The organism is Psychrobacter sp. CMS30 (assembly GCF_904846565.1).
Lineage (GTDB): Bacteria > Pseudomonadota > Gammaproteobacteria > Pseudomonadales > Moraxellaceae > Psychrobacter > Psychrobacter maritimus.
Genome location: NZ_CAJHBF010000002.1, coordinates 158,390 through 172,067 on the forward strand (window position 1 = coordinate 158,390; position 13,678 = coordinate 172,067).

18 protein-coding genes and 1 pseudogene are annotated in these 13,678 nt (G+C 43.6%); all 19 read right to left on the reverse strand.

Annotation, left to right across the window (positions count from 1 at the left end):
* Window positions 1–7: 7 nt before the first annotated feature.
* The gene (gene rplE, locus JMX94_RS01720; protein ID WP_102077550.1) at window positions 8–544 is read right to left on the reverse strand and encodes a 50S ribosomal protein L5; all 537 of its coding nucleotides are present in this window, start codon (window positions 542–544) and stop codon (window positions 8–10) included.
* A 21-nt stretch (window positions 545–565) separates the two neighbouring features.
* Window positions 566–883 carry a 50S ribosomal protein L24 gene (gene rplX, locus JMX94_RS01725; protein WP_011279796.1) on the reverse strand — a complete coding sequence of 106 codons (318 nt, stop codon included), beginning with the start codon at window positions 881–883 and terminating at the stop codon, window positions 566–568.
* A gap of 8 nt (window positions 884–891) precedes the next feature.
* Window positions 892–1,260, reverse strand: a complete 369-nt coding sequence (gene rplN / locus JMX94_RS01730) for a 50S ribosomal protein L14 (protein WP_010196702.1) — start codon at window positions 1,258–1,260, stop codon at window positions 892–894.
* Window positions 1,261–1,441: 181 nt separating this feature from the next.
* The gene (rpsQ, locus tag JMX94_RS01735; protein WP_201562651.1) at window positions 1,442–1,717 is read right to left on the reverse strand and encodes a 30S ribosomal protein S17; all 276 of its coding nucleotides are present in this window, start codon (window positions 1,715–1,717) and stop codon (window positions 1,442–1,444) included.
* On the reverse strand, window positions 1,714–1,911 hold the full coding sequence (gene rpmC, locus JMX94_RS01740; protein ID WP_011279794.1) for a 50S ribosomal protein L29: 198 nt from the start codon (window positions 1,909–1,911) through the stop codon (window positions 1,714–1,716). The genes rpsQ and rpmC overlap by 4 nt, the downstream gene beginning before the upstream one ends.
* Entirely contained in the window at window positions 1,911–2,324 is a 414-nt protein-coding gene (gene rplP, locus JMX94_RS01745; protein WP_183621137.1) for a 50S ribosomal protein L16, read from the reverse strand. The genes rpmC and rplP overlap by 1 nt, the downstream gene beginning before the upstream one ends.
* A pseudogene (gene rpsC, locus JMX94_RS01750) lies at window positions 2,264–3,056 on the reverse strand (30S ribosomal protein S3). Before rpsC ends, rplP begins: the two are co-directional and overlap by 61 nt.
* A 3-nt stretch (window positions 3,057–3,059) precedes the next feature.
* Window positions 3,060–3,389: a 50S ribosomal protein L22 gene (gene rplV / locus JMX94_RS01755; protein WP_068408473.1), complete on the reverse strand. Its 330-nt coding sequence runs from the start codon at window positions 3,387–3,389 to the stop codon at window positions 3,060–3,062.
* Between the two features lie 10 nt (window positions 3,390–3,399).
* On the reverse strand, window positions 3,400–3,675 hold the full coding sequence (rpsS, locus tag JMX94_RS01760; RefSeq protein WP_021813372.1) for a 30S ribosomal protein S19: 276 nt from the start codon (window positions 3,673–3,675) through the stop codon (window positions 3,400–3,402).
* 12 nt (window positions 3,676–3,687) lie between these two features.
* Complete coding sequence (rplB, locus tag JMX94_RS01765; protein WP_149490928.1) at window positions 3,688–4,515, reverse strand: 50S ribosomal protein L2; 828 nt, start codon at window positions 4,513–4,515, stop codon at window positions 3,688–3,690.
* Window positions 4,516–4,526: 11 nt separating this feature from the next.
* On the reverse strand, window positions 4,527–4,877 hold the full coding sequence (rplW, locus tag JMX94_RS01770; protein ID WP_183621135.1) for a 50S ribosomal protein L23: 351 nt from the start codon (window positions 4,875–4,877) through the stop codon (window positions 4,527–4,529).
* Window positions 4,874–5,476, reverse strand: coding sequence for a 50S ribosomal protein L4 (gene rplD, locus JMX94_RS01775; protein ID WP_149490930.1), 603 nt, complete (start codon window positions 5,474–5,476; stop codon window positions 4,874–4,876). Before rplD ends, rplW begins: the two co-directional genes overlap by 4 nt.
* A gap of 14 nt (window positions 5,477–5,490) precedes the next feature.
* Window positions 5,491–6,129 carry a 50S ribosomal protein L3 gene (gene rplC, locus JMX94_RS01780; protein WP_201562653.1) on the reverse strand — a complete coding sequence of 213 codons (639 nt, stop codon included), beginning with the start codon at window positions 6,127–6,129 and terminating at the stop codon, window positions 5,491–5,493.
* 48 nt (window positions 6,130–6,177) lie between these two features.
* Entirely contained in the window at window positions 6,178–6,489 is a 312-nt protein-coding gene (gene rpsJ, locus JMX94_RS01785; protein ID WP_010196670.1) for a 30S ribosomal protein S10, read from the reverse strand.
* A gap of 465 nt (window positions 6,490–6,954) precedes the next feature.
* Entirely contained in the window at window positions 6,955–8,547 is a 1,593-nt protein-coding gene (locus JMX94_RS01790; RefSeq protein ID WP_201562655.1) for an Rne/Rng family ribonuclease, read from the reverse strand.
* 119 nt (window positions 8,548–8,666) lie between these two features.
* Window positions 8,667–9,401, reverse strand: coding sequence for a nucleoside triphosphate pyrophosphatase (locus tag JMX94_RS01795; protein ID WP_201562657.1), 735 nt, complete (start codon window positions 9,399–9,401; stop codon window positions 8,667–8,669).
* 221 nt (window positions 9,402–9,622) lie between these two features.
* Window positions 9,623–10,108: a rod shape-determining protein MreD gene (gene mreD / locus JMX94_RS01800; protein WP_201562659.1), complete on the reverse strand. Its 486-nt coding sequence runs from the start codon at window positions 10,106–10,108 to the stop codon at window positions 9,623–9,625.
* A gap of 196 nt (window positions 10,109–10,304) precedes the next feature.
* Window positions 10,305–11,165 (reverse strand): rod shape-determining protein MreC, encoded by an 861-nt coding sequence (gene mreC, locus JMX94_RS01805; protein ID WP_201562661.1) that lies wholly within the window; start codon window positions 11,163–11,165, stop codon window positions 10,305–10,307.
* 576 nt (window positions 11,166–11,741) lie between these two features.
* On the reverse strand, window positions 11,742–12,770 hold the full coding sequence (locus JMX94_RS01810) for a rod shape-determining protein (RefSeq protein ID WP_227670493.1): 1,029 nt from the start codon (window positions 12,768–12,770) through the stop codon (window positions 11,742–11,744).
* Between the last annotated feature and the right edge of the window lie 908 nt (window positions 12,771–13,678).

A 13,678-nucleotide genomic window follows, 5' to 3' on the forward strand; every position in this document is an offset into this window, starting at 1 on the left:
CTTTACCTTATTTAAATGGGAAGCCGAATGCTTTAAGCAACGCTCGACCTTCTTCATCAGTACCAGCTGACGTGGTGATTGTCACATCCATACCGCGGATACGATCAATCTTGTCAAAGTCTACTTCTGGGAATACGATTTGTTCTTTGATACCCAATGAGTAGTTACCACGTCCGTCAAAGGCTTTAGGTGAAAAACCGCGGAAATCACGAATACGAGGAATTGCAATGGCAATGAGACGATCTAAAAATTCGTACATTTGCTCACCGCGTAGCGTTACTTTACAGCCAATTGGCCATTCTTCACGAATTTTAAAGCCAGCAACTGATTTACGCGCTTTGGTGACTACAGGTTTTTGACCAGCGATAGCGGTCATATCAGCTACTGCACCTTCAAGCAATTTCTTGTCTTGAGACGCGCCGCCTACACCCATATTTAGTGTGATTTTAGTGATTTTAGGCACTTGCATCACGTTCGCCAAACCAAGTTCTTCTTTGATTTGCTGCTTTAATTCTTCGTTATATAAAGATTTTAATCTTGCCATTACCATTACACCCTTAGTGTCTTACGCAGTCGCCACTACTTCACCGTTCGAACGATAGACGCGTTGTTTCTTGCCGTCTTCGCCGAACTGATAAGTAATACGATCAGCTTTTTGGGTTTGCGCATTTAATATTGCGACATTTGAGATATGCAGAAAAGCTTCTTGCTTAAGAATGCCACCTTCAACGCCAGTTGCCTGATTTGGCTTCTGATGTTTAGTGACAATATTAATGCCTTCAACTTTAATACGATCATTTTTTACAGCTTGTACAGTACCTTGCTTGCCTTTGTCTTTCCCAGCAATCACGATAACTGTATCGCCTTTACGTAATTTTGACATGGATTACCTCACAATACTTCTGGTGCTAGTGATACAATTTTCATAAACTGATCACCACGTAGTTCACGAGTTACCGGTCCAAAAATACGAGTTGCAATCGGTGCTTTGTTTTGGTTCAACAATACCGCAGCATTGTCGTCAAAACGCAGAACAGAACCATCAGGACGACGAACGCCCTTTTTGGTACGTACAACTACAGCATTCATCACGTCGCCTTTTTTAACACGACCACGCGGAATGGCTTCTTTAACCGTTACTTTAATAATGTCGCCAACTGATGCATAACGACGATGAGAGCCACCCAGTACTTTAATGCACTGAACTCGTCTTGCACCGCTATTATCTGCAACTTCCAGCATCGATTCAACCTGAATCATAGCGTTACTCCACACGTATGAGCAATAAAAACCAGTTGCTGCCGCTAGCACAGTATGAGTAGTCGGCATTTTAATAATAATAACCGCTGCTACTCTTAATGTGAGTGATATACGCTCGGCGCAATCAGCATCCTTAAAAAGGCGGCTATTTTAACAGCTTCTGGCTTTTAATGCAATTTACTTAGATTTTTTCTACTTTTTCAACCACTTCAACCAAAGTCCAAGACTTGGTTTTTGAGATTGGACGCGTTTCTTTGATGCGGACAAGGTCGCCTTGTTGGCAAACGTTATTCTCATCATGAGCCTTGATTTTTGTAGAACGACGAAGCTGTTTGCCATACAAAGGATGACGAACCAGACGCTCAATCAAAACTGTGATGGACTTGTCCATCTTGTCGCTGACAACTCGTCCTGTCAATACGCTAGCATTGGTCGCTGTTTGATTGTTATCGCTCATGAGTCGCCTCGTTGTTTCTCGTTAATCAAAGTCTGAAGCTGAGCAATCGCACGACGATTGACACGCACTTCATGGGTATTCCCCAACTGACCAGTTGCTTTAGCCATACGAATACGGAAAGCATCAAGTTGCTTTTCATCAAGTAACTGGGTCAGTTCTTCTAATGATTTATCACGTAATTCACTGATCTTCATTACATTATCGTCCGCTTAACAATGGTAGTTTTAAAGGGCAGTTTTGCTGCAGCAAGCGTTAACGCTTCGCGAGCAAGGTCTTCTGAAACCCCTTCGATTTCATATAGCATTTTACCAGGTTTGACTTCGCATACCCAATATTCTACAGGACCTTTACCTTTACCCATACGTACTTCTAGTGGTTTATTAGTAATTGGTTTGTCTGGGAATACACGAATCCAAATCTTACCGCCACGCTTAATTTTACGAGTGATGGTACGACGTGCTGCTTCAATTTGACGGGCAGTCATACGACCACGAGTCAACGATTTTAGACCAATTTGTCCGAATGCAACGGTGCTTCCACGATGAGCTAGCCCAGTGTTACGACCTTTGTGCATTTTACGAAACTTGGTACGTTTTGGCTGTAACATAGTTTAACCTCTGTCTGTGTTTCGACGGTTTCCGTTTCCACGACCACGGCGTTTTGGCGCACGAGTCTGCTCTTCTTTGACGGGATTGTATACACTGTTCATGCCGTCAAGGATTTCGCCACGGAAAATCCAAACTTTTACACCGATAGTGCCGTAAGTTGTCTCTGCACGTACTGACGCGTAGTCAATATCAGCGCGGAGTGTATGCAATGGCACACGACCTTCACGGTACCATTCAGTACGAGCGATCTCAGCACCGCCAAGACGGCCAGACAACTCAACTTTAATACCTTTAGCACCAGAGCGCATGCTGTTCTGTACCGCGCGCTTCATCGCACGACGGAACATAACGCGACGCTCAAGTTGGCTGCCGATACCATCAGCGACCAAACGTGCATCAAGATCAGGTGAAGTGATTTCTTCAATGTTGACCTGAGCAGGTACGCCCATAATTTTGGTCAATTCTTTTTGAAGTCTTTCGATATCTTCGCCTTTCTTACCGATAACAATACCAGGACGCGCAGTGGCGATGGTAATCTTAGCAGCACCAGTAGGACGCTCAATCATGATATTGCTAATCATAGCATTATCTAGTTTTTTGCGTAGATACTCGCGGACTTGGATGTCGTTGATCAGGTATTCTGAGTATTGTTTAGGGTTAGCATACCAGTTTGCGTTATGCTTTTTGACAACACCAAGACGAATTCCGATTGGATGTACTTTTTGACCCATAACTTATTCTCCTACCTTTATAGTGATGTGACAAGTACGCTTACTGATACGATCAGCGCGACCTTTAGCACGTGGTAGGATACGTTTTAGCGTAATGCCTTCATCAACGTAGATGGTTGATACTTTAAGGGTATCAATATCTAAACCGTTGTTATGTTCGGCATTGGCGATGGCTGAGTCAAGACATTTCTTAACGAAGACAGCGCCTTTTTTATTACTATACGTTAGGATATCCAAAGCACGCTCGATAGATTTGCCACGAACTTCATCAGCAACGAGTCTAACTTTTTGTGCCGAAATGGCGGCACCGCGTAATTTTGCAGTTACTTCCATGGTAAGCACCTTATTTCTTAGCTTTTCTGTCAATGCCATGACCACGATACGTACGAGTCGGGGCAAATTCACCTAGTTTATGACCAACCATCTGTTCGCTCACGATAACCGGTACATGAGTACGGCCGTTGTGAACAGATAAGGTTAGGCCAACCATTTGTGGCAAAATCATCGAGCGGCGCGACCAAGTCTTAATTGGTTTGCGTGAGTTGGTGTCTAATGCATTCTCAACTTTGGCAAACAAGTGCGCGTCTATGAATGGACCTTTTTTCAATGAACGAGGCATGAAATTCTTCCTTTATTTCTTCTTGGCGCGGCGGCGGATGATCATACTGTCAGTACGCTTATTATGACGCGTTTTAAGTCCTTTAGACTTCTGACCCCAAGGGCTGGTTGGATGGCGACCTTTGTTACGACCTTCACCACCACCATGTGGGTGATCAACCGGGTTCATAGCAACACCACGAACAGAAGGACGAACACCACGCCAACGTGAAGCACCGGCTTTACCAAGTGATTTCAAGTTGTTTTCAGTGTTAGAAACTTCACCGATAACGGCACGGCAGTTCACATGTACGCGGCGTGTTTCGCCAGAACGTAGACGTAGAATAGCATAAATACCGTCACGACCAAGTAATTGAACGCTGGCACCCGCAGAACGAGCTAGCTGTGCACCTTTACCGATTTTAAGTTCGATATTGTGAATCACAGTACCCAATGGGATGTTTTTCAGCGGTAAACAGTTACCTGGACGGATTGGAGAGTTCTCTCCTGACATTACTGTATCACCAACTGCTTGTTTTTTAGCAGCAATGATATAGCGGCGTTCACCATCAGCGTACTTAAGTAAAGCAATGTGCGCAGTACGGTTAGGATCGTATTCAATACGCTCTACCGTGGCTGGGATATTGTCTTTAGTACGTTTGAAATCGATAATACGATAATGTTGCTTATGACCACCACCGATGTGACGAGTCGTGATGCGACCATTATTGTTACGACCACCTGACTTACTTTTTGATTCGAGAAGCGCTGCAAAAGGACGACCTTTGTAAAGGTGTGGATGCACCACTTTTTCAACAAAACGACGGCCTGGTGATGTTGGCTTTGCTTTTACGATAGGCATGAGTGTAATCCTTATTCGTTGTTCGCTGTTTCACTAGTAGAAGCAGTCGTTTTTGCGACGTCTTCACCAGCATCAGCCATTTGTACATCTTGACCAGCTTTTAAGGTAACGTAGGCTTTTTTATAGTCATTACGACGGCCGATATTCTTACCAAAACGCTTTGTCTTACCTTTAACATTCAAAGTGTTTACTTTTAAAACTTCAACGCCTTCGAACATCATCTCAACTGCTTTTTTGACTTCTAGCTTAGTAGCGTTAGAGTCAATTTTAAATACCTGCACACCAAGTGAATCGCCAAGCATTTGAGATTTCTCTGAGAATACAGGTCCTCTTAGGATCTGATAAAGTCTTGCGTTATTCATGCTAGTGCTTCCTCAAATTGTTTCGCAGCTTCAACTGACATGATTACTTTATCAAAAGCAATCAAGCTCACTGGATCCACTTCGTTTGTACCAAGTACATTGACGTGTGGAATGTTGCGAGCAGCTAAGTATAAGTTTTCGTCAACTTCTTTGGTGACGATTAGTGCACGAGGTGCGCCTAAGTCATTTAACTTTGCAATCAGCTCTTTGGTCTTAGGGCCAGAAACGCTTAGCTCTTCAACCAAAATTAGACGATCTTGACGAATCAATTCGGCTAGGATGCACTGCATCGCACCGCGATACATCTTACGGTTAACTTTTTGTGACCAATCTTGTGGTTTTGCAGCGAATGCACGACCACCAGAACGCCAGATTGGGCTACGAATAGAACCTGCACGAGCGCGACCAGTACCTTTTTGGCGCCATGGCTTAATGCCACCGCCAGAAACTTCGGCACGGGTTTTTTGAGCGCGTGTACCTTGACGAGCACCAGCAAGATATGCGGTGACGACTTGATGCACTAATGCTTCGTTGAATTCACGACCGAAAGCCGTATCAGAAAGCTCAACTGCCGCCCCTGTAACTGTTTTTAAATCCACGTTAATCCCCTTGCTTAGGCTTTGACTGACGGACGTACGATGACATCGCCACCGGTGGCACCTGGGATAGCACCCTTGATGACAAGTAACCCTTTTTCAACATCAACCGATATCACTTCTAGGCCCTGAACGGTAACACGTTTGTTACCCATCTGACCTGGCATTTTTTTGCCTTTGAAGACTTTACCTGGTGACTGGTTTTGACCAGTTGAACCAAGGGCACGGTGAGATACTGAGTTACCATGAGTGGCATCTTGCATGCTGAAGTTGTGACGCTTCACGCCGCCTTGAAAGCCTTTACCTTTACTCTGTCCTGTGACATCAACCATCTGACCTTGTTCGAACAGGTCAGCTAGGATCTCACCGCCAATTTCACGACCTTCAAGATCGCTTTCATTGGCACGAAATTCCCAAACACCACGGCCAGCTGCAACACCAGCTTTAGCGAAGTGACCTTTTTGAGCTGCTGTTACGCGGCTGTCACGACGGGTACCTGTGGTAACTTGGATGGCTTGATAGCCATCTACATCAGTATTTTTTACTTGAGTAATGCGGTTAGCACTGATCTCAACCACTGTTACAGGGATAGATGCGCCTGCTTCAGTGAAGACACGGGTCATGCCGCATTTTTTACCGACTAAACCGATCGCCATTTTAGACCTCTTTATATCTTATATTAATGGGTTGGGTGTTTATGTGCATTAACCCAAAGCAATTTGAACGTCAACACCCGCCGCCAAGTCAAGCTTCATTAGCGCATCCACAGTTTTGTCGGTAGGTTGAACGATGTCAACCATACGCTTATGAGTACGGATTTCGTACTGATCACGAGCGTCTTTGTTTACGTGTGGTGAAGTTAGAACGTTGAAGCGCTCAATGCGAGTCGGCAACGGTACAGGACCACAAACTTGCGCACCGGTGCGCTTTGCAGTATCAACAATCTCTTGTGCAGATTGATCAATCAGACGATGATCAAAAGACTTAAGACGGATACGGATTCTCTGGTTAGCCATGCCAGCAAGCTCCTAATATGTGCCTTTGTCATTCTTGCTTTGCAAGTAAATGAGCAAAAGCCGTTTGGTTAAATATTCACTTAAAGCGGCCTTCTGTTCTAAACCAGAATGAGTTCGTTAACGGAACTTATAGCGTACTAAAAGCAAAATAGTTTAAAGCCCCGCCGACCCTTCCATTATAGGATGTCAGCAAAGGCATAATGAAATAGTGCTAGAAACGATGCTCTAGCTGTCATAGCGCCAGCTGTTTGATTGGCTGCGCATATATAATTCAGTGGTGTGTATTATACATAATTTTTGACCCATTGCAAGGAGGTTATTTGCAATGATGTTAGATAGTAATTGATATAAAACATTATTTGTACACTACATCCCCACTTTTTATAAGAGTATTGGTCATTAAAGATTAACTTATGCAGTCGCTAATCTCTAAACTACTTGCTTTGGGTATTTAATAATAAACGCTTAATCTAGAACAATATCATACTGCTCTTGGGTATAAAGATTCTCAACGTCAAAGGTAATTACCCGACCCAATAGGTATTCTAAATCTGCCACGGTGTCCGATTCTGAGGTCAGTAATAAATCTATCACGGCAGCATGGGCGACCACGGTAAATTTCTTTGGTGAGTTATAAGTGCGAGCACAGCGCATGATTTCACGGAAAATCTCAAAGCAGACGGTTTCAGCGGTTTTAACAAAGCCGCGACCCTGACAGGTTGAGCACGGCTCACAAAGCTGCTGACCGAGCGATTCGCGGGTACGTTTGCGCGTCATCTCAACCAAGCCAAGCTCACTGACTTGGGTGATTTTGGTTTTGGCATAATCTTGTGTCAGCTGTGCTTGCAAACTCTCTAAAATATCGTCTTTATGCTGCTGCTCAAGCATGTCGATAAAATCTAGAATAATAATGCCGCCTAGATTACGCAGACGTAGCTGCCGTGCAATAGCATGGGTGGCTTCAAGATTGGTTTTATAAACGGTATCTTCTAACGAGCGCGCGCCAACGAAAGAGCCGGTATTGACATCAATCGTGGTCATGGCTTCAGTCTGATCGATAATCAGATAGCCACCCGACTTTAAATCGACCCGCCGTTTTAGGGCGTCGCGTAAGTCGTCTTCGACACGGTGCACATCAAACAGCGATTGCTCAGCGGTATAATGCACAATGCGGTCATAGACAAAGGGGACAAATTCTTTGGCAAAGTATCTAACTTGCTCATAAATTTGTGCATTATCAATCACCACTTTTTCGGTATCGGCATGTACCAAGTCACGAATCGAGCGCAAAGGTAGCGATAACTCTTGATAGATAAGCTCGGAGCTTTGATTGGGCTTCATTTCTTGGCGACGGGCACAAATAGTACGCCACAGCTGCAATAGATAGTAAATATCTTCTTCAAGCTTATCAACGGGGACACGCTCAGCCGCTGTACGGGCAATGAGACCGCCTTTTAGGTTGACCGTTTGCATCAGGCTAGCAAGTTCAGTTTTCAGCCGTGTGCGCTCTTCGTCGCCATCGATACGTTGCGAGATACCGATATGCTCACTTGATGGCAGGTACACTAAATAACGTGATGGCAGCGAGATATTGGTGGTTAGACGCGCACCCTTGCTACCGAGCTGGTCTTTGGTGACTTGTACTAAAATACGTTGGCTTTCGTGTAGACGATGCTGAATCAGAGTTTTTGTAACTGGGACGACTTCAGTGCTTTGAGCACTGAGAACGGGCGGCGTGATTGCTAATTCATCAGTAGCAGCGTCTATAATAGTGCGTTCGTTATTGATCGAGTCTTGGGCTTTGTTTTTCTTTTCGGCGACTGGACGCGGCTCACGCTGCATATCATTGACATGTAAAAATGCGGTGCGCGATTGTCCAATATCAACAAAAGCTGCCTGCATACCAGGAAGCACACGTACCACCGTCCCTAGATAGATATTGCCGACCAAACCCAGTTTATGATGACGCTCAATATAAATCTCGCCTAAGACACCGTTATCCAACACGGCGACCCGAGATTCCATGGGACTAATATTAATCAGCAGCTCTTCGGACATAATATTTTCTCTTATCACTCAGCTTTCTTGTGAAGCGTTCATAGTTTGGTAGCCTCACAGTGTACCAAATGCACCTTGCGTTTGCCCATCACCCTACCGTGTCATTATGTGCATAAGGGTTAGCCATCTACTTTTAGCGAATTAACAACCTTAGCTTTATCCTCTGGCATTTCTTTTAGTTGCATGTCATTTACTTGCATCTTGTTTATAAGTGCCAATGTCTGTGCCAGCGGCAAACCAACCACATTGGTATAGCTGCCATTAATACGGCTCACCCATGCTGCACCCAAACCTTGAATGCCGTAACCGCCCGCTTTATCAGCAGGTTCACCGCTGTCCCAGTAATTACTCATCATCTCTATGGTTAAAGGTATAAAGGTCACTTCGGTACGCTCAGTGATTTTTTGCTGATTCACGACTTGCAATACTGGCTTATGATTTGGGCTGCTCGCATTCTCAGAGGAGAATGCTATATGGGTTGCTTGCACCGCTGTCCAGACTTCATGGACATTATCAGACATCTGCTGCCACATGCGATAAGCGTCTTCACGATGAGCCGGTTTAACCAGTACTGTCTTGCCATCTGCTAAGACACCAATGGTATCAGCGGTTAAAATAATAATGGATTCAGTTACATTAGCTTGATTGTCGTTTAAATCTTTATTCAATGCTCTATTTAATTGTTCGACTGCTGCCTCTGCCTTAGTAGCGACCATACGTTCAATATACGCTTTGGGCGCTTCATCAATATGAGGCGTCTCATCAATATCGACGCTCATGACCGTGAAGTCGAGTTGCGCTCTGGTTAACAGCTCATGACGGCGCGGTGAGCCAGACGCTAAAATGAGTTTCATTGCTATTCTCTTATTTATAAATTTATGACTGTTTATTGTTGCAGATTAGGGCGTGTCCTCATTTTAAAAATGGTCTAAAAATGGCTAAATCTTGCCAAACTTCGTCAAATAGCTTGGTAATATCCCGATATTAACTGCACTATTTTCCTTGTTTGGCTACAATTTATCTCATTTTTATCACCATTTTTAAAATGAGGACACGCCCTAATAAGCATCTAAAATCAGCGCGCAAATTTGCGTAATATAAATAGCACCAATGGCCAACTTGTAATACTCATCAATAAAGATAAGGCAGATTGGGCGACAAAGGTATCTTGGATATACATCTGTAGTATCCATAGAGTGACTTGGAAGATAACCAACCCTAGGCTAGCAATTAGCCACGCACTGATGGTATTTAGCTGTCTGATATAGATGCTAGTGACTTTTATCACCAATGCCACCATCACGGCAGCAAAGGCTTGCTGACCTAAGTGTGTGTCCATCAACAAATCAGCGATGATGCCAATGGTAAAGGCGGCAAAAACCCCAACATAACGCGGTTGAAACAGTAACCAAAAAATCAGCACCATCATCATAACCATCGGGCGCAATGTTGCCATGCTCGGGCTTAACGGATAAACACTGAGCGAGGAGGCAACAATAAAGCTTAGGACAATCACAGCAAGCAACAGCCCAGTTGCATTATCAGAATCAGGATATGCCATGAATACTTACCTTCAGCGAGTGTTTAGCGGCTGCTATTTGACTATTAATCTAGCATTGAGGGGAATAACACGGCGGTTAACGGTTAATGGTTAATGGTTAATGGTTAATGGTTAATAATATCTTTGGATATCATCCATCTATCCATACATGCACGCTATGGATTATGACAAGCTATACTTTCTTATGAATAAGCTATTAATTTTCACTGATGCCTGCATTGCCTTTATTGCTCAGCTTATCTTGTAGCACCAGCACGTAAGCATTGTCGATAAAGTTTGCCGCTGGCGTGACTTCAATACTTCTAAAGTTATCGGCTTGCGTATCTTCGACATGAGCAATGCGCCCAACCCGATAGCCTGCCGGTATACGCCCGCCCAATCCCGATGACACCAGCTCATCACCGACGCGCACATCTGAGGTTTTAAAGACATAGTTTAGACGTAAAGAGGTTGGTATGCCCTCACCGGTGACAATAGCGCGCTGTCCCGTACGCTTGACGGTCACGGCAACAGACTGCTGCTCATCGGTAATCAATAACAAGCGGCTGGTATTAGGATAGACATTAATAATCTGCCCTAAAATACCGTCTTCATCGATGACCGTTTGACCCACTTGCACGCCATCTTGCTCGCCTTTATTGAGCACCACGATTTGCCTGAGCAGATTGGTATCAGTACCAATCACTTGGGCCAAATTTAAATCAAACTGTTCGGGACGTGTGGTCGATAGGATACCTTGCAGGCGAGCGTTTTGCGCCAAGATATAATCTTGCTGCTGCAGCTTAGCTTGAGCATGGATAAGTTGCGACTTTAGTTGCATATTTTCGCGGCGTAGCGCTTCTTTAGATTGCAGACTGCCACTTGACCAGTGTTTTGCATAGCTTGGCAATAACGACAGCTCATAAATGGGCTGCATGGCGGCATGGGTGGTCGTACGTATGGGATTGAACCATTCTGGATTTTTGCTATCAAACCACATCAATATCAGCGCCACTATCAATACAATAGCAGTCTTACGAAGCGCTAGCGGTTGGCGAGCAAAAATACTTGGAATCATAGTTGGTCTAATCTAGAGGTTTTAATGTGAGCAATAACGGCTACTTGACATAACAATAGCAAATATCAAGATATAAAATATGACCCTATCAAAATTTTGTACTTAGCATCTCGATATAGTAGAACTACTTTAAAATCGATACAATTTTAAAATCGATACCGTGCGACTGGGATGAATTTTTCGTAACCTCTGTGATAACAGCAAGCAAGGAAAATTTATACCAGTCGCACATAGCTATAACGTAGTGTTTTTATTTTAAACTAACTATAGCAATGCTAAAAACCAATGACCAAAATGACCAAGCAAGTAATATCTTGCTGCTATTTAATTTCAGCATGAATTTTGGCATGGGTTTTGTCATGGATTAATGTTATTAAAGGCAACCTGATTGGCTACCTTTAATAGAATAAAACGAATAAGAAAAAACGGTTTTTATGATAAAGCGCCCACGCAATGTCAAGCTAGCGTTCATCAAACAGAGCAAATATAGCCATGCCTGATTACTAACTATATAGGCAGTACGAAATAAACAGTACCAACTATATAGTTAGCACCACCTATATAAGCAGTACCGATTTAGACAAAAATCATATTAAGACTTTTGTTATTAATAAAATCAAGCGAAATACCACCGCCACGGCTGACGCAAGTTAATGGGTCTTCAGCAACAGTGACAGGTAGACCGGTTTCTTTTGAAATCAGCTTATCTAAACCTCTTAATAACGCACCGCCGCCCGTTAAGACAATACCGCGTTCTGCGATATCTGATGACAGCTCAGGTGGTGTTTGCTCAAGTGCGGTTTTTACCGCGCTGACGATACCGCTTAATGGATCGCTAAGGGCTTTTTGCACTTCTTCTGAATTGACCGTAAAGGTTTTTGGTACGCCTTCTGCCATACTACGACCGCGAACTTCAACTTCTAATTGGCTGTCTTCATTTAATGCTGAGCCAACTTCTTGTTTGATACGCTCAGCGGTAGTTTCACCAATCACGCAACCGTGGGTACGGCGTACATGAGTGATAATCGCTTCATCAAACATATCGCCACCGATACGAATCGACTCCGCATAGACGCAACCTGACAAGGCGATAACAGCAATCTCAGTGGTACCACCACCGATATCAACGACCATCGAACCACTGGCTTCATGAACCGGCATGCCAGCACCAATTGCTGCCGCCATAGGCTCTTCTAGCAACAATACTTTGCTTGCGCCTGCTGATGAGACCGCTTCGCGAATCGCTTTACGTTCAACAAGGGTTGATTTGCAAGGAACACAAACCACCACGTTAGGCTGTGCCATAAAACGCTTGGCTCTTACCTTAGTGATAAAATGCTTGAGCATTTTTTGCGTCACTTCAAAATCCGCAATCACGCCGTCTTTTAACGGGCGAATCGCCGTAATATTGGCAGGCGTACGACCTAGCATTTGCTTGGCATCAATACCAACGGCAGCAACGGTAGGGTTCTGGGTACGATTACTTCGTAGCGCGACCACCGTAGGCTCGTCGAGCACCACGCCTTTACCAGGAATAAAAATAAGGGTGTTCGCAGTACCGAGGTCGATTGCGATATTATTTGATAAAAATCCAAACAGGTTCATGACTAATATATCCAGCGTCTTACAAATGAGGCGAATGAGGCGAACGAAATTGACTGAGGGTTTACTCGTCAGTGTTGAGCAGGTCGTCGTTAGACATGACCTGTGGCGAGAGTTTATCATCGCAACAAGTCAAACCGAAGCCATAATGATGAAATGCAAAAACTGAGCTAAATTATACCGATTTAGCTCAAAAAAAACACAGATATTTGCATCAGTACGCTAGGATTTTGCTCTTAAGCGCTAAAATTTGTTACAAAGTTTGAAATGGCGGACAATACCACTTCATTATATGAAACATCATTTAATTCAATAACTAACAAGGCGCTACAGCCATGTGACATTTCTGCTGAGTGTTTTGCTTATTAATTTGCTTAGCAGTGGGTGCATACTGTAACGTATTTCATAACCAAATAGTGACTAATTGATAATCAATCCATAACTATCCGGTCAATTTTGCAAATAGGCTGTTTTCTAAAGTCAGCCTATAGGCGATCCGCTATAAAATGAACACAGAGCTACTGGTACTCATTTTGTGCAGCCTCTGTCTGCGTAGGCACAGCAAGCAAGGAAAATGAACACCAGTAGCGCATTATAATACTTGTACTTGTTTCATTTAAGATTGACTATATTACTAAAGACAGTTGCGCGCTTAGTAACAGCAAGGCTTAATAACAGCAGCGCCTCATAAAGCCAACGAGCAAAACATAAAAATGAATGAAGCATAAAGACCAATAAAGCATAGATAATAATGCAGCAATCAAAGCCCTGCTCTGTAATCTTGGCTGAGATGCTTTATAATAAGGACACTCTCTATAAAACATACAGATAGAGCCTGTGTTTTCATATTTTTTAACCTGTTTTAGTATGTTTTAACGATTATCTCTCTTAATACTGACCTATTTTAGTCA

Excerpts from the sequence above, each read along its gene's own strand:
- rplE (WP_102077550.1), bottom strand. The coding sequence starts at position 544 with ATGGCAAGATTAAAATCTTTATATAACGAAGAATTAAAGCAGCAAATC.
- rplX (WP_011279796.1), bottom strand. The coding sequence starts at position 883 with ATGTCAAAATTACGTAAAGGCGATACAGTTATCGTGATTGCTGGGAAA.
- rplN (WP_010196702.1), bottom strand. The coding sequence starts at position 1,260 with ATGATTCAGGTTGAATCGATGCTGGAAGTTGCAGATAATAGCGGTGCA.
- rpsQ (WP_201562651.1), bottom strand. The coding sequence starts at position 1,717 with ATGAGCGATAACAATCAAACAGCGACCAATGCTAGCGTATTGACAGGA.
- rpmC (WP_011279794.1), bottom strand. The coding sequence starts at position 1,911 with ATGAAGATCAGTGAATTACGTGATAAATCATTAGAAGAACTGACCCAG.
- rplP (WP_183621137.1), bottom strand. The coding sequence starts at position 2,324 with ATGTTACAGCCAAAACGTACCAAGTTTCGTAAAATGCACAAAGGTCGT.
- rplV (WP_068408473.1), bottom strand. The coding sequence starts at position 3,389 with ATGGAAGTAACTGCAAAATTACGCGGTGCCGCCATTTCGGCACAAAAA.
- rpsS (WP_021813372.1), bottom strand. The coding sequence starts at position 3,675 with ATGCCTCGTTCATTGAAAAAAGGTCCATTCATAGACGCGCACTTGTTT.
- rplB (WP_149490928.1), bottom strand. The coding sequence starts at position 4,515 with ATGCCTATCGTAAAAGCAAAGCCAACATCACCAGGCCGTCGTTTTGTT.
- rplW (WP_183621135.1), bottom strand. The coding sequence starts at position 4,877 with ATGAATAACGCAAGACTTTATCAGATCCTAAGAGGACCTGTATTCTCA.
- rplC (WP_201562653.1), bottom strand. The coding sequence starts at position 6,129 with ATGGCGATCGGTTTAGTCGGTAAAAAATGCGGCATGACCCGTGTCTTC.
- rpsJ (WP_010196670.1), bottom strand. The coding sequence starts at position 6,489 with ATGGCTAACCAGAGAATCCGTATCCGTCTTAAGTCTTTTGATCATCGT.
- JMX94_RS01790 (WP_201562655.1), bottom strand. The coding sequence starts at position 8,547 with ATGTCCGAAGAGCTGCTGATTAATATTAGTCCCATGGAATCTCGGGTC.
- JMX94_RS01795 (WP_201562657.1), bottom strand. The coding sequence starts at position 9,401 with ATGAAACTCATTTTAGCGTCTGGCTCACCGCGCCGTCATGAGCTGTTA.
- mreD (WP_201562659.1), bottom strand. The coding sequence starts at position 10,108 with ATGGCATATCCTGATTCTGATAATGCAACTGGGCTGTTGCTTGCTGTG.
- mreC (WP_201562661.1), bottom strand. The coding sequence starts at position 11,165 with ATGATTCCAAGTATTTTTGCTCGCCAACCGCTAGCGCTTCGTAAGACT.
- JMX94_RS01810 (WP_227670493.1), bottom strand. The coding sequence starts at position 12,770 with ATGAACCTGTTTGGATTTTTATCAAATAATATCGCAATCGACCTCGGT.